The sequence below is a fragment of the Serratia sp. D1N4 genome (assembly GCF_054552755.1).
The window spans coordinates 38,569-58,174 of record NZ_CM137274.1 but is presented as its reverse complement, the minus strand read 5'-3'; the positions used below and the strand labels follow the sequence as shown (position 1 = coordinate 58,174).

General features: G+C 54.3%; 17 protein-coding genes. 7 read left to right on the top strand and 10 right to left on the bottom strand.

What is annotated here, in order from left to right; all coding sequences use genetic code 11:
• Positions 1 to 122 precede the first annotated feature (122 nt).
• From ACX1CU_RS00265 to ibpA, 3 genes are all read right to left on the bottom strand, one after another.
• On the bottom strand, positions 123 to 1,778 hold the full coding sequence (locus tag ACX1CU_RS00265; protein WP_459400685.1) for a putative transporter: 1,656 nt from the start codon (positions 1,776 to 1,778) through the stop codon (positions 123 to 125).
• Between the two features lie 167 nt (positions 1,779 to 1,945).
• Positions 1,946 to 2,374: a small heat shock chaperone IbpB gene (gene ibpB / locus ACX1CU_RS00260; RefSeq protein ID WP_459400684.1), complete on the bottom strand. Its 429-nt coding sequence runs from the start codon at positions 2,372 to 2,374 to the stop codon at positions 1,946 to 1,948.
• 67 nt (positions 2,375 to 2,441) lie between these two features.
• Positions 2,442 to 2,855 (bottom strand): small heat shock chaperone IbpA, encoded by a 414-nt coding sequence (gene ibpA / locus ACX1CU_RS00255; RefSeq protein WP_459400683.1) that lies wholly within the window; start codon positions 2,853 to 2,855, stop codon positions 2,442 to 2,444.
• A gap of 322 nt (positions 2,856 to 3,177) precedes the next feature.
• Here ibpA and ACX1CU_RS00250 point away from each other — a divergent pair, with 322 nt between their 5' ends.
• Positions 3,178 to 3,522: a YceK/YidQ family lipoprotein gene (locus ACX1CU_RS00250; RefSeq protein ID WP_459400682.1), complete on the top strand. Its 345-nt coding sequence runs from the start codon at positions 3,178 to 3,180 to the stop codon at positions 3,520 to 3,522.
• 22 nt (positions 3,523 to 3,544) lie between these two features.
• Here the strand turns inward: ACX1CU_RS00250 and ACX1CU_RS00245 are convergent, their stop codons facing one another.
• On the bottom strand, positions 3,545 to 4,825 hold the full coding sequence (locus ACX1CU_RS00245) for a DUF3748 domain-containing protein (protein WP_459400681.1): 1,281 nt from the start codon (positions 4,823 to 4,825) through the stop codon (positions 3,545 to 3,547).
• A gap of 120 nt (positions 4,826 to 4,945) precedes the next feature.
• On the opposite strand from ACX1CU_RS00245, the gene ACX1CU_RS00240 reads away from it, so the two are divergent.
• Positions 4,946 to 5,917, top strand: a complete 972-nt coding sequence (locus ACX1CU_RS00240) for a threonine/serine dehydratase (protein ID WP_459400680.1) — start codon at positions 4,946 to 4,948, stop codon at positions 5,915 to 5,917.
• Positions 5,918 to 5,984: 67 nt separating this feature from the next.
• On the opposite strand, the gene ACX1CU_RS00235 is transcribed toward ACX1CU_RS00240, so the two are convergent.
• From ACX1CU_RS00235 to dnaA, 6 genes are all read right to left on the bottom strand, one after another.
• Positions 5,985 to 7,364 (bottom strand): IS4 family transposase, encoded by a 1,380-nt coding sequence (locus ACX1CU_RS00235; RefSeq protein WP_459399038.1) that lies wholly within the window; start codon positions 7,362 to 7,364, stop codon positions 5,985 to 5,987.
• A gap of 148 nt (positions 7,365 to 7,512) precedes the next feature.
• On the bottom strand, positions 7,513 to 8,328 hold the full coding sequence (yidA, locus tag ACX1CU_RS00230) for a sugar-phosphatase (protein ID WP_459400679.1): 816 nt from the start codon (positions 8,326 to 8,328) through the stop codon (positions 7,513 to 7,515).
• A gap of 322 nt (positions 8,329 to 8,650) precedes the next feature.
• Positions 8,651 to 11,065 carry a DNA topoisomerase (ATP-hydrolyzing) subunit B gene (gene gyrB / locus ACX1CU_RS00225; RefSeq protein ID WP_459400678.1) on the bottom strand — a complete coding sequence of 805 codons (2,415 nt, stop codon included), beginning with the start codon at positions 11,063 to 11,065 and terminating at the stop codon, positions 8,651 to 8,653.
• Positions 11,066 to 11,083: 18 nt separating this feature from the next.
• Positions 11,084 to 12,172 carry a DNA replication/repair protein RecF gene (recF, locus tag ACX1CU_RS00220; RefSeq protein WP_459400677.1) on the bottom strand — a complete coding sequence of 363 codons (1,089 nt, stop codon included), beginning with the start codon at positions 12,170 to 12,172 and terminating at the stop codon, positions 11,084 to 11,086.
• A gap of 163 nt (positions 12,173 to 12,335) precedes the next feature.
• On the bottom strand, positions 12,336 to 13,436 hold the full coding sequence (gene dnaN / locus ACX1CU_RS00215) for a DNA polymerase III subunit beta (protein ID WP_459400676.1): 1,101 nt from the start codon (positions 13,434 to 13,436) through the stop codon (positions 12,336 to 12,338).
• Between the two features lie 5 nt (positions 13,437 to 13,441).
• A complete protein-coding gene (dnaA, locus tag ACX1CU_RS00210) occupies positions 13,442 to 14,836 on the bottom strand; it encodes a chromosomal replication initiator protein DnaA (RefSeq protein ID WP_459400675.1) in 1,395 nt (464 codons plus the stop codon).
• A gap of 741 nt (positions 14,837 to 15,577) precedes the next feature.
• Here dnaA and rpmH point away from each other — a divergent pair.
• From rpmH to mnmE, 5 genes are all read left to right on the top strand, one after another.
• Positions 15,578 to 15,718, top strand: coding sequence for a 50S ribosomal protein L34 (gene rpmH, locus ACX1CU_RS00205; protein WP_004093983.1), 141 nt, complete (start codon positions 15,578 to 15,580; stop codon positions 15,716 to 15,718).
• 18 nt (positions 15,719 to 15,736) lie between these two features.
• Positions 15,737 to 16,096, top strand: coding sequence for a ribonuclease P protein component (gene rnpA, locus ACX1CU_RS00200; RefSeq protein WP_004950547.1), 360 nt, complete (start codon positions 15,737 to 15,739; stop codon positions 16,094 to 16,096).
• Positions 16,060 to 16,317 (top strand): membrane protein insertion efficiency factor YidD, encoded by a 258-nt coding sequence (gene yidD / locus ACX1CU_RS00195; RefSeq protein WP_037401295.1) that lies wholly within the window; start codon positions 16,060 to 16,062, stop codon positions 16,315 to 16,317. Before rnpA ends, yidD begins: the two co-directional genes overlap by 37 nt.
• 2 nt (positions 16,318 to 16,319) lie before the next feature.
• Complete coding sequence (gene yidC / locus ACX1CU_RS00190; protein ID WP_459400674.1) at positions 16,320 to 17,957, top strand: membrane protein insertase YidC; 1,638 nt, start codon at positions 16,320 to 16,322, stop codon at positions 17,955 to 17,957.
• Positions 17,958 to 18,053: 96 nt separating this feature from the next.
• On the top strand, positions 18,054 to 19,418 hold the full coding sequence (gene mnmE, locus ACX1CU_RS00185; protein WP_459400673.1) for a tRNA uridine-5-carboxymethylaminomethyl(34) synthesis GTPase MnmE: 1,365 nt from the start codon (positions 18,054 to 18,056) through the stop codon (positions 19,416 to 19,418).
• Positions 19,419 to 19,606: the final 188 nt, after the last annotated feature.

Sequence of the window (19,606 nt, the reverse complement as noted above, 5' to 3'; positions counted from 1 at the left end):
ACAACGGACAAAGCCAGTTATTTGGGAGAGCGTGCCGAAGGGGCGCTAGGCCCGGGTATCTCGGGCTTAAATACCACTTTGTCATCAACTTTGGGGCTCTGCCAGCAGAGCCCCTAATACAGCTACATCGTCCAGAACAATACCGCCAGCAGTTGCGGAGACATAATGCGCAGGAACATCGCTAACGGATACACCGTGGCATAAGACAGCGCCGCAGCACCACAGGTAGGATGCAGGCCGTTGGCAAAGGCCAGCGCTGGTGGATCGGTCATCGAACCGGCCAACATGCCGGAGAGCGTCAGGTAGTTCATCTTGCCCACCACCCGGGCCAAAACCCCCACGGTGATCAGCGGAATCGCGGTGATCAACACACCGTAACCCACCCATGCCATCCCTTCGCCGTGCAGCAGCGTATCGACAAAGTTACCGCCCGACTTCAGGCCGACCACCGCCAAGAACAGCACGATCCCTAACTCACGTAACGCCAGGTTGGCACTCGGTGGCATAAACCAGTACAGCTTGCCGATGCTGCCGATACGCCCCAGGATTAACGCCACCACCAGCGGGCCACCGGCCAGCCCCAAGCGTAACGCCGCTGGGAAGCCGGGAATAAACAGCGGAATTGAGCCCAGCAGCACCCCCAAGCCGATACCGATAAACACCGGTAGCATCTGCACCTGTTGCAGCTTCTGCTTGGCGTTGCCGACAATCGCCGCCACGGCTTCGATCGCCTCTGGCCGCCCGACCAGGTTGAGAATATCACCGAATTGCAGCGTGACATTGCTGCCTGCCACCAGTTCTACCCCAGAACGATTAAGGCGCGAAATCACCACGTCGTATTTCTGCTTCAGATTCAGATCGCGGATTTTTTTGCCCAGCACCTTTTCGTTGGTGACCACCGCACGCACCACCTGCAACGCCGTGCCCTGCGTGGAGAGTGACACATCCACCTCCTCGCCAATCACCAACCGGGCGTTTTCCAGCTGTTCGCGCTTGCCCACCAGATGCAGATAATCCCCCAGCTCCAGCTTCTCCTGCGGGGCAGGCACCATCAGCAAGTCATCGCGTTTGAGGCGCGAGCAGATAATGTCGTCACTGTTAAGCAGCGGTACGTTTTTGATCGCCATACCATGCAGGTTAGGGTTGCGCACCGCCACGTTCATGGTCTGCAACAGCTCGCTATTGCCCAGGCTACTTTCGAACTCCCGCGCTTCCTTCTCAATATTGATGCGGAAGAACAGGCGGATCAGCCACATCACCAGCAGAATGCCGCAGATGCCGAACGGATAGGCCATCGCATATCCCATCCCCATGCGATTAACCAAATCCGGATCGGAACCCAGATCGGTGAGGATTTGCTGCCCGGCCCCCAGCGCCGGGGTGTTGGTTACCGCACCAGAGAACACGCCAAGAATGATCGGCAGCGGCACGGCAAACAGCTTGTGCACAATCGCTGCCACCACACCGCCCACCAGCACCAGCAAAATGGCAAAGCCATTCAGCCGCAGGCCGGATACGCGCAGGGACGAGAAGAAACCAGGGCCAACCTGAATACCGATGGTGTAAACAAACAGGATCAGACCGAATTCCTGAATAAAGTGCAGCATGTCGCCGTTAAGGCTGATTTGATAAGTCTGGGCAAAGTGTCCGACGATAATACCGCCGAACAGCACCCCACCAATCCCCAGCCCGACGCCGTACACTTTCCAGTTTCCGATCCACAATCCGAGAATAGCCACCAACGCCAACATGCTGACGGTCAGGGCAATATCACTCATACGTCACATCCTTACCTCAAGTTTAACAATCGGTATGCGGTTAAAAACACACAATTAATAGGGATTCTGACATAAGGCGAAGGGGGGTAATGTGGGTTGTGCCACAGAATGCAACGGGGGAAGCCCGAATGGACTTCCCCCGTGAGTTTTTCTTTTTTTTCAGCCGCTTATTTGACTTCCAGCCCCGGCGTGCTACCGATGCTGATACGTTGTGGCTGCAAGGCTTCCGGTACATGACGCACCAGATCGATGTGCAGCAAACCGTTTTCAAATTTGGCTTCGGCAACCTGCAGGTGTTCTGCCAGGGTAAAGGTCAGGGTGAACTCTTTAAACACCAAACCCTGATGCAGATATTCCACCTGTTTTTCCGGCGGTGTCGGGTTGCCACGCACGGTGAGGCGCGGGCCTTCCACTTCAATGTCCAGTTCGCTCTGCTTGAACCCGGCCAGTGCCAGAGAAATGCGATAGTGGTTGTCGTCACTTTTCTCAATATTGTAAGGCGGGAACCCCTGTGGCTCCTGGCCACCCATTGAGCTGGCGAGTTTGTCAAAACCGATCCATTGACGCAGAAGCGGGGATAAATCGTAATTACGCATGGTATTAACTCCTTCCAAGAAGCGAGATGATATTGATTAGCCCCCTAACGGCAGGCAAGTATAAAAATTATTTAATTTCGATCCGGCGCGGTTTTAATGTTTCCGGCACGATGCGTTGCATATCGATATACAGCAAACCGTTTTCCAATTTGGCGCCTTTAATTTGGATATGTTCGGCCAACTGGAATTTTCGCTCAAAATTACGCTCGGCGATGCCCTGATATAAATAGGTTCTCTCCGCAGGCTCATTATTGTGAGCACCACGGACCACCAGCAGATTATCGTGCGTGGTGATCTCCAGTTCATGCTCGGCAAATCCGGCAACGGCGATCGCGATGCGATAGTGATTTTCGTCTACTAATTCAACGTTATAAGGTGGGTAGCCACCGTTGCCCTGGCTTTGGTTAGCCTCAAGAGCATTGAACAGGCGATCGAAACCAATTGCAGAACGGTATAGCGGAGAAAGATCGAAATTGCGCATAAACAGCCTCCTAAGGCACTTCAGCGAGGTTATTAATATAAGCCCTCCACAATGGACAGACTCAATTTTGGCTATGGCCCAAACTCCCTTACGGCAAGTTCTTAATTTGGCCTGATAAGAAAATGGGGTTTGATTTCTTCATTTCAACCGTCGATGATCAAAAAATTGTCCATCAGAAACGACGGGGGTCGGTTTATCACATACAATAAAGGTTGCCGCCAAGTGATAAGCTGATAAATCAGAACGCTTGCGCAGCCAACGACGCTACAGCTTCAAGTAATAAAGCAAATTTAAGGGAAACCGTACCCTTCTGGATGGATTAATGAAACCTCTGAAAATGATAGCGACCAGTTGCATGTTGTTGACCACCAGCGGCTGCTCCAGCGTGATGAGCCACACCGGTGCCGATCAGGGATATTATGCTGGCACACGTGCCAACGTAGATATGATGAAAAAAGATGACACCAGTTGGGCGATGATCCCACTGCTGGCGATTGACCTGCCGTTATCAGCGGCAATGGACACCCTGTTATTACCTTACGACTACCTGCGTTCTGACAGCGATAAAAAAGCAAAATCCCCCAAGGCACGCATCCAACAGGATGAAGAGCAAAATCAGGCCACCAGCGGAAACCCTGGCCAGGGTATGAACACCCCTTCTCACTGATTGTGGGCCGTATGGCCCACATTTAGACTGTCACAGTAAAAATCTGGCTGAATCCCTCAACCTCGCGCATAAACGCCACCTGCTTACCGTCTGGCGAAAACACCACGGCATCACCCTGCGGCGGCTGTGGGGTTCGCGGCGTCAAACGCTGCATTTTACCGTCGCCCACGTCGCACAACATCACGCTGTTATCACACACCAGTGCAATCTTGCCCCCCTGCGGATGCCAACTGAACGCCGACTGGATACTGTGTACACCTTCCGTCACCTGATGTGGCTGACCACCGTTAGGCGAAATGGTCCACAATTGCACAACGCCACGATCGTCTTGCATCAGAAAGGCGATGGTATCACCCTCTGGAGAACTGCGCAGCCAGTGGCGCGGCGTCGTCACTACCCCAGGATAGCGACGCTGGCCGGTAAATGTCAGCCGCCGCTGCTTTACCCCGAGCGGCGGTGCAGGCAATGTGCTGTCGGTGCCTTGCAGCGGCGCACTACCGGCTTTGGCGTAATCGGCATCGTTTTCCGGCAGATCGACGACAAACACTTCGGGCAGTTTTTCACCCTGCGTAGAAAGCGTATCGCCGATAAACGCCAATGCCCAGCGCTGGCGGCTACCATCGGTTTTGAGATAACCCCGTTGCCCAACCCAACCCTCTTCATAAGCACGATTGATCTGATCGCTGCCCGGCAGCGGAGTTGGCGTGGTTGAGCTGACCAGTACGCAATAGTGAGTGCCGTCGTACTCACGCGGATGCTGCTTGGGCGGATTCACGCCATGCAACGGCACCGCGACGCCAACGTTGCGCAAATCCAACGCCGGATCGCGTTCGTGCATCACGTGATCGTTATAGGTGAAACTCAGGCGGCTACCATCCGGGCTGAACACATGCACATGCGTACCGCCGCGCAGGGCTCCCGGCGTGTAAGGGGAGGTAATATCCATCGCATCCAGGGTGATCGCCAGTTCGCGATCCGGCTCGCAGACAATCACGCCGCGACGATGGTGAAAATCGTAATGCCAATGGCTGTCCGGGTGTTCGGGCCCATGGATAAACGCGTAACGTGCCGGTGTATCCGGGCTGACCGTCACCACGCCCACATGCGCCCCGTGCTGTGCCCGGTACACCACTTCAACTTCACCATTCACTGCATTCACGCGCTCAATGGTCAATCCGGTAAAGGAGGCACCGTTAGGGCGAACATCGTAGGCCAGCCACTGGCTGCATGGCGTCCAGACGTTAATGTTGGTTAACTGATGATTGCGCGGAGCAAACGTCAGTTGTTGTTCCCGATGGCTCATGGCGTAGCCTCCTGTTTTTTCGCTATCTATTTTCGGTCAAGCAAGATGAGTCCATTATCAGGCATCGCACAGACAACTTGAAGTATGATGGGTAGGTATTGAAAGTTTAAAGGAATCGGTATGAATAGTTTATTTGATGAGATTGTCTTGGCGCACCAATTGTTACGCCCACAGGTTCGCGTCACGCCTTTGGAGCGCAGCGTACTGCTTTCGCAACAACTGGGCTGTGAACTGTATCTGAAATGCGACCATTTGCAGCATACCGGTTCGTTTAAATTCCGTGGAGCGAGCAATAAGTTGCGCCTGCTGAGCAATGAACAGCGTCAGCAAGGGGTCATCGCGGCGTCCACGGGCAACCATGGTCAGGCGGTAGCACTGGCGGGCAAGCTGATGGGCGTTAACGTCACGGTATATGCCCCTGAAAGCGCCGCCGCCATCAAGCTGGAAACCATTCGCGCGCTCGGGGGCCAGGTGGAGCTGATCGCGGGTGATGCGTTGAATGCTGAACTGGCCGGAGAAAAAGCCGCCCGCGAACAGCATAAAACCTACATTTCTCCTTACAACGACCCTCAGGTCGTGGCCGGTCAGGGCACCTGCGGTATGGAAATGGTAGAGCAACAGCCCGATCTGGATGCGGTGTTCGTTGCCGTCGGTGGCGGTGGTTATATTTCCGGCATCGGCAGCGTACTGAAGCAATTGTCGCCGAAAACGCAGATTATTGCCTGTTGGCCGGAAAATGCCACCAGCATGTACAGTGCGCTGGAAGCCGGGCATATCTACCCGGTGGAAGAGCAGGAAACGCTGTCTGACGGCACCGCTGGCGGCGTTGAGCCGGGTGCGATCACGTTCCCGCTGTGCCAGCAGGTGATCGATCGCAAAGTGCTGGTTGGCGAACAGGAGATCAAGCAGGCGATGCGCATGATTGCCGCCAGCGATCGCTGGATCATTGAAGGAGCTGCCGGTGTGGCATTAGCCGCTGCCTGCAAACTGGCCCCGGAGTTTCAGGGGAAAAAAGTGGCCGTGGTGCTGTGCGGTAAAAACATCGTGCTGGAGAAATACCTGAAGGCCGTTAGCGATGAGAGTCAGCAATAATTGCCATGTTCAGGGTCGGGGATTGTAGCTGCTCACCCCAGCCCTCTCCCAGCGGGCTGTCTCTTGATCAGATCTCCTGATCAAGAGACTTCGCCAGTTTATACCCTTCGACGATATCCTGAAGCTTGAACCATCCCTCCCACATCACTACCCATCCTGCTCGTCCCGTCCGTTTACTGTCATACCAACGCCCCAGCTTCGCCAGATTCAGGTACGCCCACTTCACACTCGGCGGCCTCTTCGGCAACGTTTTACCTTCCTGTTTCACCCACAGCAACTTCCATTCAAGTGGACTCAGTACCCGTTCACAGCTTGCATTGAGCGTCTCTTCACTCAACCCGCCCTGGCGTAACGACAACACCCGCACCGCTATAAAGCTCAGGATGACGATCATTCGCTCCAGATTATTTCGCGTTTGCATCCGTAGCTGTTCCACCTGCGTTCCACCGCTTTTCCACGCTTTATGGTATTCCTCTATCAGCCAGCGACGCTCGTAGTAACTGATAATCACCCGGGCTTCTTCCGCTGATGTGACTTTTTCTGATGTCAGAAGGTGCCAGCACGCTCCGTCTTCTCCTTCTTCACGACAGCAGATATACGTCAGTGGGACGGTATTTTCTTCTGACGTACTCCCCGGCATTTTGAGTTCGACCGAGCTATAGCGGATACTCATTTGTGCCTCACGCGCAGCACGTCCGCCTTTCTGGACCACATTCAGTCGATAACTGCCTGCTTCTGTTAGCGTTTCTGGCAACTCCAACAGCTTCTCATTGTGTCCACTTAGCAACCGGTTCTGAGCTGCTCGAACGATGAAGCGCTGTTTATTTTTCGTTTTATAATCAAGGTAATGCCAGATATCCGCTTCCCGGTCACAGACGGAGATAACGTGTGCTTGTGTGTCACCGAGACGCTGTGCCGTTCGTTCAGATGCCTGTTGCCATTTGTAACTCTCTTTCTCTTCATAAGGCACGTGTTTACGTTGGTGCTTTTTACCGTATTTGTTCGCTTCACGGCTCCAGCGATGCTGGTCGATGAGCCCCAAGAACAGTGCGTGCTCGGGAGCATAAAGCAGGACGGTGTGGGCTAACAGGCCATGCGTATTCTTGCTGGTTGTCGTATTTCCCAACTCGTCATACGCGGTGGTGTGAGCGAAGTTAATGGAGGTGGTGTCTTCCAAAGCAAGTAGCAGAGTGTGCGTCTTGGCGGCCATTGCTGTGGCGTTGAAGCCGGCCTCGGCAATGGCATCGGGTGAGACGTTGGGATTGCGGATCAGACGATAAGCCCCTTCAACTTCAGCGGTGGTTTGGGATGATTTCACAATAGAAAGTCCTGTATTTTTAGCCAACGAGGCAGTGAATTTGACGAGACGCTGAGTTCGCCGATAGTCGCCAAGTTGAGCGAGCCCAAAAGTGTCATTAGCCCATGAATAACAATCAGAAAGCACCATACTAAAAACCGAAGAAGAGGAGAATATAAAGAGAGATCAACAGGCGGGGAGAAAGTTCAAAAACTCCCCGCCGTTTGCGCCGGGGAAATGTGTATAAGAGACAGCCCAGCGGGAGAGGGCGCTGACGGCAGGTTGCTTTGGCTAGATATTAAACATCCAGCACAAACTTTTCGATCGCGCGCGCCACGCCGTCCTCGGTGTTGGTGCTCGTAACAAACTGGGCGATCTCTTTCAGTTCAGGAATGGCGTTGCCCATCGCCACGCCAACCCCGGCATATTTGATCATTGCCATATCGTTGCCCTGATCGCCCAGCGCCATCACGTTTTGCTGTTTGATGCCGAGATGATCGGCCAGCATTTTCACCCCGGCGCCTTTATCCACTCGCTTGTGCAGGATCTCCAGATAGAAAGGCGCACTTTTCATAATGGTGTAACGCTCCAGCGCTTCAGCTGGCAAACGGGCAATGGCACGCTCCAGCAACGCCGGTTCATCAATCATCATCACTTTCGGGAAGCGGATAGCGCGATCCATCTCTTCAACGCTGCGGTATTTCAACGGGATACCGGTCATGGCGGCTTCGTGGACGGTGTATTTGCCAATATCTCTGTTCGGCGTGTACAGGGTATCGAAATCAAACGCCTGGAAATGAACGCCAAACTCCCGCGCCATCTGTTCAAAATAGAGATAATCCTCAAAACCCAGCGTTTCCTGCAAAATGCAGGCACCATCCGCCGCTTGTAGCACTAAGGCACCGTTATAGGTAATACAGAAATCACCACTGCCCTGAATATCTAACTGACGCAGATAGTCCTGCACGCCCACATAGGGCCGCCCGGTGGCTAACACCACATGCACCCCTTGGCTGCGTGCGGCGCTAATCGCCTGCTTTACCGCTGGCGTAATCTGGTGCTGTGGATCGAGCAGCGTACCATCCATATCAATTGCAATCAGTTCAATAGCCATTAAAGCCTCTCCCAGTAGTTTTCCTCATGCTATACCCGTCATACTTCAAGTTGCAGGTGCGTTGGCTTTCCTCACTCACCCCAGTCACATAGTGGCCTATGCTCCTGGGGATTCGCGCCGTCGGCGCGTTACTCGGCCCAAACCTGGGCCTCGCCCCTTCGGGGCCGGCACAAGTGCCGTTCAAAAACGCGTTGCGTTTTTGTCCTGCAACTCGAATTATTTAGGGTAAAACGCGTTTCAGCTTGCCATATCAGGGCTAAAAACGGCATAAAAAAATCCGCGCGAGTTGCCCGGCGCGGATTTTTAATCGCAAATTTTCGCGTTAGATATCGATATTCGCCGCTTTCAGGGCGTTTTCTTCGATAAAGGCACGACGTGGTTCAACCGCATCACCCATCAGGGTGGTGAACAGTTGGTCAGCCGCGATAGCGTCTTTCACGGTCACACGCAGCATACGGCGCTGCTCGGGATCCATGGTGGTTTCCCACAGTTGATCTGGGTTCATTTCACCCAGACCTTTATAACGCTGCACCGACAGACCACGACGTGACTCTTTCACCAGCCATTCCAGCGCCTGTTCGAAGCTGTCTACCGGCTGACGGCGCTCGCCACGCTCAATATAGGCATCTTCCTCGAGCAGGCCGCGCAGTTTTTCACCCAGCGCACAGAGCTTGCGATATTCACCGCCGTGGATGAAATCGAAGTCCAGATCGTAATCGGTATCCACACCGTGGGTACGAATACGCAGCACTGGCTCAAAGATCTGACGCTCAAGGTTTTCATTAATCACAAAGTCGTAGCTGCTGCCATGCTGTTCATTATCGTTCAGCAATTTCACCAGTGATTCAATCCACGCCTGCACTTTGGCGCGATCGCCCAGATCTCCACCCTGCAGAGTAGGCTGGTAGATCAGGTTGTTCAGCAACGCGCGCGGGTAGCGGCGCTCCATACGACCAATCAGTTTCTGAACGCTGTAGTGTTCAGCCACCAGTTTTTCCAATGGTTCACCAGCCAAAGCCGGGGCAACCGCATTGGTGTGCAGCGTCGCGCCGTCGAGCGCAATGGAGATCTGGTACTGGTCCATCGCTTCGTCGTCTTTGATGTACTGCTCTTGCTTGCCTTTTTTCACCTTATACAACGGTGGCTGGGCGATAAACACGTGGCCACGCTCGATGATTTCCGGCATCTGGCGATAGAAGAAGGTCAACAGCAGCGTACGGATGTGCGAGCCATCGACGTCGGCATCGGTCATGATGATGATGCTGTGATAGCGCAGCTTATCCGGGTTGTATTCATCACGGCCAATGCCGCAGCCCAGCGCGGTGATCAGCGTTGCCACTTCCTGCGAAGACAGCATTTTGTCGAAGCGGGCTTTCTCAACGTTGAGGATTTTACCCTTCAGCGGCAAGATCGCCTGGTTCTTACGGTTACGCCCCTGTTTTGCCGAGCCGCCCGCAGAGTCCCCTTCCACCAGGTACAGTTCAGACAGCGCCGGATCGCGCTCCTGGCAGTCCGCCAGTTTGCCCGGCAGGCCTGCCAGATCCAACGCGCCTTTACGGCGGGTCATTTCACGCGCTTTACGCGCTGCTTCACGAGCACGGGCAGCATCAATGATTTTACCGACAACGATTTTGGCATCTGATGGGTTTTCCATCAGGTAATCCACCAGCTTCTCGTTCACCAGCGATTCAACCGCCGTTTTCACTTCGGAAGACACCAGTTTGTCTTTGGTCTGTGAAGAGAACTTAGGATCCGGCACTTTCACCGAGACCACGGCAATCAGCCCTTCACGCGCATCATCACCGGTCGCGCTGATCTTGGACTTCTTGCTGTAGCCTTCTTTATCCATGTAGTTGTTCAGGGTACGGGTCATGGCGGCACGGAAACCGGCCAAGTGAGTCCCCCCATCACGCTGCGGGATGTTGTTGGTAAAGCAGTAGATGTTTTCCTGGAAACCATCGTTCCACTGTAATGCCACTTCCACACCGATATCGTCTTTCACGGTGGAGAAATAGAAAACCGTTGGGTGGATCGGGGTTTTGTTCTTGTTCAGGTATTCGACAAAGGCCCTGATGCCCCCTTCGTAATGGAAGTGGTCTTCTTTGCCATCGCGCTTGTCTTTCAGACGAATAGAAACGCCGGAGTTCAGGAACGACAGCTCACGCAGGCGCCTGGCCAGAATTTCGTATTCGAATTCGATGTTATTGGTAAAGGTCTGGTAGCTCGGCCAAAAACGCACGGTGGTACCGGTTTTCTCGGAGTCACCCGTCACTCTCAGCGGGCCCTGCGGCTCGCCGTGACAGTAAGTCTGCTCATGCACCTTGCCTTCACGGCGGATCACCAGCTCTAGCTTCTCGGACAAGGCGTTAACGACCGATACGCCCACGCCATGCAGGCCGCCGGAAACTTTATAGGAGTTGTCGTCAAATTTACCGCCAGCGTGCAACACGGTCATGATGACCTGCGCCGCAGACACCCCTTCCTCTTCGTGAATACCGGTTGGGATACCACGGCCATCATCCTGTACAGAGACGGAGTTATCGGCGTGGATTGTCACCTGAATGTCACTACAGTGGCCAGCGAGTGATTCGTCGATAGCGTTGTCCACAACCTCGAACACCATGTGGTGCAGACCGGTGCCGTCATCAGTATCGCCGATATACATGCCTGGGCGCTTACGCACCGCGTCCAGCCCTTTTAATACCTTGATACTTGAGGAGTCATAAGAATTCGACATCAACGTTTCTCGCTCATTTTAGTCCTGTGGTTGAACCTCTATTTTACCCTGTTCCACGCGGAACATCTTGCCCTTTTCACCCATCATGTCGGTTACTTGTTCAGCGCTGACTGCGCTGACAAAAACCTGAGCCTGGGTGGCTTTCAGGCGATCGGCCAGCAACCGGCGACGGCCGGTGTCCAGCTCGGAGGCAAAATCATCAATCAGATACAGGCAACGCCGCCCGCTCTGGCGGGTGAGAAACTCACCCTGCGCCAAGCGCAATGCGCACATCAGCAGCTTAAGCTGACCGCGCGATAACATATCCTCTACCGGCGTGCCTTCGGCACGAATACGGAAGTCCGCCTTATGCGGCCCCAGCGCGGTATAGGTTAACGCTCTGTCGCGCTCAAACTGGCGCTCCAGCAGCTCTCCGTAGTCGCTCTCTTTATCCCAGCCGCGCTGGAAAGAGAAACTCAGGGCAAATTCGGGCAAAAACTGCGCGCAGGTCGCGGTGATATCCGCGGCAATTGCGTCGCTGTAGGATGCCCGCCACTCGCTGATGCGTTCGGCCAACGGGATCAGTTCCTGGTCCCAGGCGCGAATCTGCGCATAGCGGCTGACCTGGCGCAGCGCGGCATTGCGCTGCTTCAGTAACCTTTTCAGGTTGCTCCAGGCGGTGAAAAAACCGGGTTCATTGTGAAAACAGCCCCAGTCCAGGAAAGCGCGCCGATATTTCGGCCCGCCGTTTAGCAGAGTAAAACCTTCAGGGGTGATCAACTGCATCGGTAATAACTGGGCGAGCTCAGCCACTTTGTGACCATCGCTGCCATCAATACGCACTTTGCTGTCACCCTGACGGCTCTTGCTTAATCCCACCGATAGCTCACGTTCTGTGCCTTCGATGATCCGGCCGTGTAATACGAACTCCGGCTGATCGTGGCGGATCACCCGCCCGGCCTGCAGGCTGCGAAACGCCCGCCCGTGGCCAAGCGTATACACCGCTTCCAATACGCTGGTCTTACCGCTACCGTTGGGCCCCACCAGGAAGTTAAATCCTGGCGCGGGAGCCAGATCGGCAGCTTCGATATTACGGAAATCTTTAATCAGTAAGCGCGTCAGTGCCATGCCAATTCCATTACCAGGAAAACTACGCTCAATATAAGGGCGTTATCGGCGCAGACAGTTTACGTGCGGCAAGCGGCACAGCAACCGGAGCGTACACAGAGTACGTGAGGATTGCGAGCACTGCCCAATCGTAAAATGGCAAGCAAGATAGCCCGAGCATCAATCACAATCGCATTGGCATGACGACATAGGCGGCAGCCTTACTGGCACCGTCTTCGATCTGCACGCTGGAGACCGAGTCGGTCAGCAACAGACGCACATCTTCACACTTGAGCGCATTCAGCACATCCAGCACGTAACTGACGTTGAAACCAATCTCCATCTCGGTGCCGTCATAGCTGACATCGAGGATCTCTTCCGCCTCTTCCTGTTCTGGATTATTGGCGGTGATCTTGAGCTGGTTCTGGCTGACGTATAAACGCACGCCGCGGAACTTCTCGTTCGACAAAATAGCCGCACGGGCAAACGCCTGCTTGAGCAAGTCGCAGCCCGCTTCCAGCGTTTTATCCGGGTTCTTCGGCAATACGCGGCGATAATCCGGGAAACGGCCATCAACCAGCTTGGAGGTGAAAATAAAATCCCCCACGTGGGCACGAATATTGTTACTGCCAATCTGCACGCGCAACAGCGTATCGCCGCCATCGAGCAGACGCACCAGCTCCATCACCCCTTTGCGCGGCACGATCACCGAATGCGTTGGCAACTGCTGGCCAATCGGCATCGAACACACCGCCAGGCGGTGACCGTCGGTAGCCACGGTGCGCAGTTCTTCCCCTTCGGTTTCAAACAGCATACCGTTCAGGTAGTAACGTACATCCTGATGCGCCATTGAGAACTGGGTGGCTTCGATCAGGCGCTTCAGCGTCGCCTGCGGCAGGGTGAATTCGACTTCGCTCTGCCAGTCATCCAGGTTCGGGAAATCCACCGCAGGCAAGGTAGACAGCGAGAAACGGCTGCGGCCAGAACGCACCAGCATCCGCTCGCCTTCCAACTGCACGGTAATCTCGGCGCCTTCCGGCAGGCCACGGCAGATATCAAAAAATTTACGTGCGGGGACGGTGGTCGCGCCCACTTCATGGGGCTGAGACAGGGCAACGCGCGCCACCATCTCCATCTCCAAATCGGTTCCTGTCAGCAACAGGGAGCCTTCCGTCACCTGCAACAGCAGGTTACCCAGAATCGGCAGCGTTGGGCGGCCACCCAATGGGCTACTCACCTGTTGCAGCGGTTTTAGCAGATGCTCACGTTCAACGATAAATTTCATATGCGCTATGACGACAATGTTCTGATTAAATTGGAGAAATCTTCTTTGATGTCGTGACTTTCCTCACGCAGCTGCTCAATCTTGCGGCAGGCGTGCAACACCGTGGTATGGTCGCGGCCACCAAACGCATCGCCGATTTCTGGCAGGCTGTGGTTGGTGAGCTCTTTTGCCAATGCCATCGCCATCTGGCGCGGGCGGGCAACCGAGCGCGAACGCCGTTTAGACAGCAAGTCCGCGATTTTGATTTTATAGTACTCCGCCACCGTCTTCTGAATATTGTCGATGGTGACCAGCTTTTCCTGCAATGCCAGCAGATCGCGCAGCGCTTCGCGCACGAAATCAATGGTAATGGCACGGCCGGTAAAGTTTGCGTTGGCAATCACCCGGTTCAGCGCCCCTTCGAGCTCACGCACGTTGGAACGCAGGCGTTTGGCGATAAAGAACGCCACTTCGCCCGGCAGACGGATATCGTTCTCGTCGGCCTTTTTCATCAGGATCGCCACGCGGGTTTCCAGCTCCGGCGGCTCGATCGCCACCGTCAGGCCCCAGCCAAAGCGGGATTTCAGACGATCTTCAACGCCGTTGATCTCTTTGGGATAACGATCCGAAGTCAGGATGATCTGTTGATTGCCTTCGAGCAGGGCGTTGAAGGTGTGGAAAAACTCTTCCTGCGAACGCTCTTTGTTGGCAAAAAATTGAATGTCATCGATCAGCAACGCATCAACCGAGCGGTAGTAACGCTTGAACTCTTCAATGGCGTTGTTCTGCAATGCCTTAACCATGTCTTGCACAAAGCGTTCCGAGTGCATATAGACCACTTTGGCATTGGCCTTACGCGCTATGATGCCGTTACCGACCGCATGCAACAGGTGGGTTTTACCCAAGCCAGTGCCGCCATAAAGGAACAGTGGGTTATAAGCACCGCCGGGATTATCTGCCACCTGGCGGGCAGCCGCGCGCGCCAATTGGTTAGATTTACCCTCAACAAAGTTATCGAAGGTGTGCTTGGGATTCACGTTGGAACGGTATGACAGCTCAGGGGGCGGTGCCGCGTTGTCCCAACTGTGGCGCGACGGTGCAACCATGCGCACCACGGGGGCCACGGGGGCACTGCTGACGCTGGCCGTAACAGGCTGACTAATGGTTCGTGTCAGCGGTTTACTGCCCACTTCAAAACGCAGCAGCGGCGCATCAGTGCCGCAGAAGTCGTTCAGCAACCCATTGATATTGTTTAAGTATTTATCGCGAACCCAATCCAGCACAAAACGATTGGGCGCATACAGCGCCAGGGTATTGTCACTCAGTTCCGCCTGCAATGGGCGTATCCACATACTAAATTCTGTGGCAGGTAACTCATCCTGCAATCGGGCAAGACACTGCTGCCAAAGCGAAAGTGACACGGCGGACTCCACTCGAACAAGATCAATAAAAAGAAAAGAATCAGGCTACTTTTTTATAACTCATGATTTTTTGACACACGCCCGGCATCGGCCGAAAACCTGTGGGGCATGCGAACCGCCTTTCACGGTTTATGTCCCAGACGATCCCTCATTTGGGATCGCGATCGGAATGAAGGATCATAACGCAATATGCGCAAGAGATCCTCCCCTTCATCACAGATTAGATCCATTTTATCCACAGCCATTAGCGAGTGGTTGTATTTTAGCCGCTTGTAGCGCAACGCTGATGAGATCTGATCCCGCGGCAGCACGTTTTTACCACATAAACGAGTTATACCCTGTTATCCACGCAGGATCCTCGCTTTAAACACGCAGGATCGCACCGGGATCCTTGCGATTTCACCCCGAGTCCGTATAATCTTCGCCCTACGTGTGATGCCTGGTTCCTTAACGGTGAGTGATTTGCCAGACAGGATTCTGCGGTGACCACGGGCCAAGGCCGGGATTTTGTTCCGTATTTGGCAAGCAACCAGGTAGGGCTATGCTCAGCAGATCTCAAGGTGCAGGAAAGCTGTGACTCGAAATATGCAGGGTTGATGCGTGATGCGAATTGACTCAGGACTGTACAATTATTACAATCCCGCCTCTTTATATGCGATTGAGGCGTCGGTAGTCTTCACGCCGAGTAGCCAAACGCATTTGACTTCTCAGTAATTCATTTAAGTTTAGGTAGAAATCGCTATGAAACGCACTTTCCAACCGTCCGTACTGAAGCGTAACCGTAGCCACGGTTTCCGTGCCCGTATGGCCACCAAAAATGGTCGTCAAGTTCTGGCCCGCCGTCGTGCGAAAGGCCGTACTCGTCTGACTGTTTCTAAGTAATAAAAGCTAACCCGCTGAGTGGTTAAGCTCGCTTTTCCCAGGGAGTTACGTTTGTTAACTCCCACTCATTTCACTTTCGTCTTCCAGCAGCCACAACGGGCTGGCACGCCGCAAATCACCATCCTCGGCCGCCTGAACCAGCTGGGGCATCCCCGCATCGGTCTTACCGTCGCCAAAAAACACGTCAAACGCGCGCATGAACGCAACCGGATCAAACGCCTCACCCGCGAAAGCTTCCGTTTACGTCAGCACGAGTTACCGGCGATGGATTTTGTCGTGGTGGCTAAAAAAGGGATAGCGGATTTGGATAACCGCGCGCTGACGGAAGCTTTGGAAAAATTATGGCGTCGCCACTGTCGCCAGGCTCCCGCATCCTGATCGGGCTGGTACGGGCGTATCAGCTCGTTATCAGTCCGCTGCTTGGGCCTCGTTGTCGCTTCCAGCCGACATGCTCTCATTACGCAATTGAGGCATTAAGCAGGTTTGGCATGTTAAAAGGCAGTTGGTTAGCATTGAAACGCGTATTAAAATGCCACCCTTTGAACCCAGGTGGCGATGATCCCGTGCCGCCGAAAACCGACGATAACAGAGAACACTAACGATGGATTCGCAACGCAATCTTTTCCTCATCGCTCTGCTGTTCGTGTCTTTCATGATCTGGCAGACCTGGCAAACGGACAATGCTCCGCAACCAGCCGCTCAGACCACGCAACAGACTGCGAACACTGCTACCGGTGATGCTGCCAGCCAGGCTTTGCCAGCCAGTGGTCAGGGTAAACTGATTACTGTTAATACTGACGTACTGTCGCTGACCATCAATACCCGTGGTGGTGATATCGAACAGGCTAAATTGTTGGCCTACCCGGACTCTTTGGGTTCATCGACTCCATTCCAACTGCTGGAAACCACACCGGCGTTTGTCTATCAGGCACAAAGCGGCCTCACCGGCAGAAACGGCCCGGACAACCCGGCAAACGGCGAACGTCCTCTGTTTGAAGCCGCGCAAGATACCTTCACACTGGCAGATGGCCAGGATGAGCTGCGTATCCCGCTGACCTTTACCGGCAAAGACGGTTCGGTGTTTACCAAGACGTTTGTCCTCAAGCGTAATCACTACGGGGTTGGTGTCGATTACACTATCCTCAACAAAAGTGAAGCGCCTCTGGAACTGACGCTGTTCGGCCAGCTCAAGCAAAGCAGCGAGTTGCCAAAGCACCGTGACACCGGCAGCAATAACTTTGCGCTGCACACCTTCCGTGGTGCGGCTTACTCCTCCAGTGACAATAAATACCAGAAGTATGCGTTCGATAAGGACGAGAACCTGGATATCACCACGCAGGGCGGCTGGGTTGCCATGTTGCAGCAGTATTTCGCAACCGCGTGGGTGCCACAGACTCAGGGTAAAAACACCTTCTATACCGCAAAACCTGGCGATAACCTCTCCGCTATCGGCTTTAAGTCGACTCCGGTGGTGGTGCAACCTGGTGCGCAACAGCAACTGAGTGCCACCTTGTGGGTTGGCCCAGAGTTGCAGGATAAGATGGCCGAACTGGCACCGCATCTCGATCTGACCGTGGATTACGGCTGGCTGTGGTTCATTTCCCAGCCGCTGTTCAAACTGCTGAAGTTTATCCACGGCTTTATCGGTAACTGGGGCTTCTCGATCATCATCATCACCTTCATCGTGCGTGGCATCATGTACCCGCTGACCAAAGCGCAGTACACCTCGATGGCCAAAATGCGTTTACTGCAGCCAAAACTGCAGGCGATGCGTGAACGTATCGGTGACGACAAGCAGCGCATGAGCCAAGAAATGATGGCGCTGTACAAGGCAGAGAAAGTGAACCCGCTGGGTGGCTGCCTGCCGTTGATCATTCAGATGCCGATCTTCCTGGCGTTGTACTACATGCTGATGAGCTCGGTTGAACTGCGTCATGCGCCGTTCATCCTGTGGATCCACGATCTGTCAGCGCAGGACCCGTACTACATCCTGCCGATCCTGATGGGTGTGACCATGTACTTCATCCAGAAGATGTCACCGACCACCGTGACCGACCCGATGCAGCAGAAGATCATGACCTTCATGCCGGTGATTTTCACCGTGTTCTTCCTGTGGTTCCCATCCGGTCTGGTGCTGTACTATATCGTCAGTAACCTGGTGACTATCCTCCAGCAGCAGATTATTTATCGCGGGCTGGAAAAACGTGGCTTACACAGCCGCGACAAGAAGAAGTCCTAAGGCGTAGCCAAGGGGTTGCAGTTTGCGCCCCTTCTGCGAAACTCAAAGGCGGTCATTCGACCGCCTTTTTGCATATTGTCAGAGAGATAACCTGTTATGAGCACCACCGATACTATCGCTGCCCTTGCCACCCCGCCGGGACGCGGCGGCGTCGGCATTCTGCGTATTTCCGGCCGCAATGCGAAAGATGTCGCTCAGGCGTTGCTCGGCAAACTGCCAAAGCCGCGCTACGCCGATTACCTGCCGTTCCGCGATGCCGCAGGTGCGGTTCTCGATCAAGGTATCGCCTTATGGTTCCCCGGCCCGAACTCCTTCACCGGTGAAGACGTGCTGGAACTACAGGGCCACGGTGGGCCGGTGATCCTCGATCTGCTGCTGAAACGCGTGCTGGCGCTGCCCGACGTACGCATTGCGCGGCCAGGTGAATTCTCTGAACGTGCATTTCTCAACGATAAGCTGGATCTGGCGCAGGCTGAAGCGATTGCCGATCTGATTGATGCCAGCTCAGAGCAGGCGGCCCGTTCGGCGATGAACTCGCTGCAAGGCGCATTTTCCATGCGTATCCACCAGCTTGTGGAAGCACTTACTCACCTGCGCATCTTTGTGGAAGCCGCGATCGACTTCCCCGATGAAGAGATCGACTTCCTTTCCGACGGCAAAATCGAAGCACAGCTCAATGGTGTGATGGCCGATCTGGACAACGTGCGTACCGAAGCGCGCCAGGGCAGCCTGCTGCGTGAAGGGATGAAAGTGGTGATTGCCGGGCGGCCCAACGCCGGGAAATCCAGCTTGCTCAATGAGTTGGCCGGGCGTGAAGCGGCGATCGTCACCGATATCGCTGGCACCACGCGCGACGTGCTGCGTGAACATATTCATATCGACGGTATGCCGCTGCATATTATCGATACCGCAGGCCTGCGCGAAGCCAGTGACGAAGTGGAGCGTATTGGCATCGAACGTGCGTGGAATGAGATCGAACAGGCCGACCGCGTGCTGTTTATGGTGGATGGAACCACCACCGCCGCAACCGAACCCAGCGAAATCTGGCCGGAGTTTATGGCCCGCCTGCCCAGCAATCTGCCGATCACCGTGGTGCGTAACAAAGCCGATATCACGGGCGAAACGCTGGGTATGACCGAAGTGAATGGCCACTCACTTATTCGCCTGTCAGCGCGTACCGGCGAAGGGATCGACCTGCTGCGCGACCACCTGAAACAGAGCATGGGCTTCACCAGCAATATGGAAGGGGGTTTCCTGGCTCGCCGCCGCCATTTGCAGGCTTTAGAACAGGCAGCCCAGCATCTGGTGCAGGGTAAAGAACAGTTAGTGAGCGCTTACGCGGGGGAGTTGTTGGCCGAAGAACTACGCTTAGCGCAGCAGGCATTGAGCGAAATCACCGGTGAATTCAGTTCCGACGATCTGCTGGGGCGTATTTTCTCCAGTTTCTGTATTGGTAAGTAAGTCTACATTTGCGAAATCCCCTTCTATTTCTATAAATCCCACACAACGGGTTGTTTTGTGGGATTTTTATTCCATACTTAATAGTGTCTCCCGCCCTAAAACATTCAAAATTTAAATAAATAAGATAATACGCATACTGTTTTTTAATGAAAAATCCTGACGCTATGTTTAATCTAGCACTCCAGATT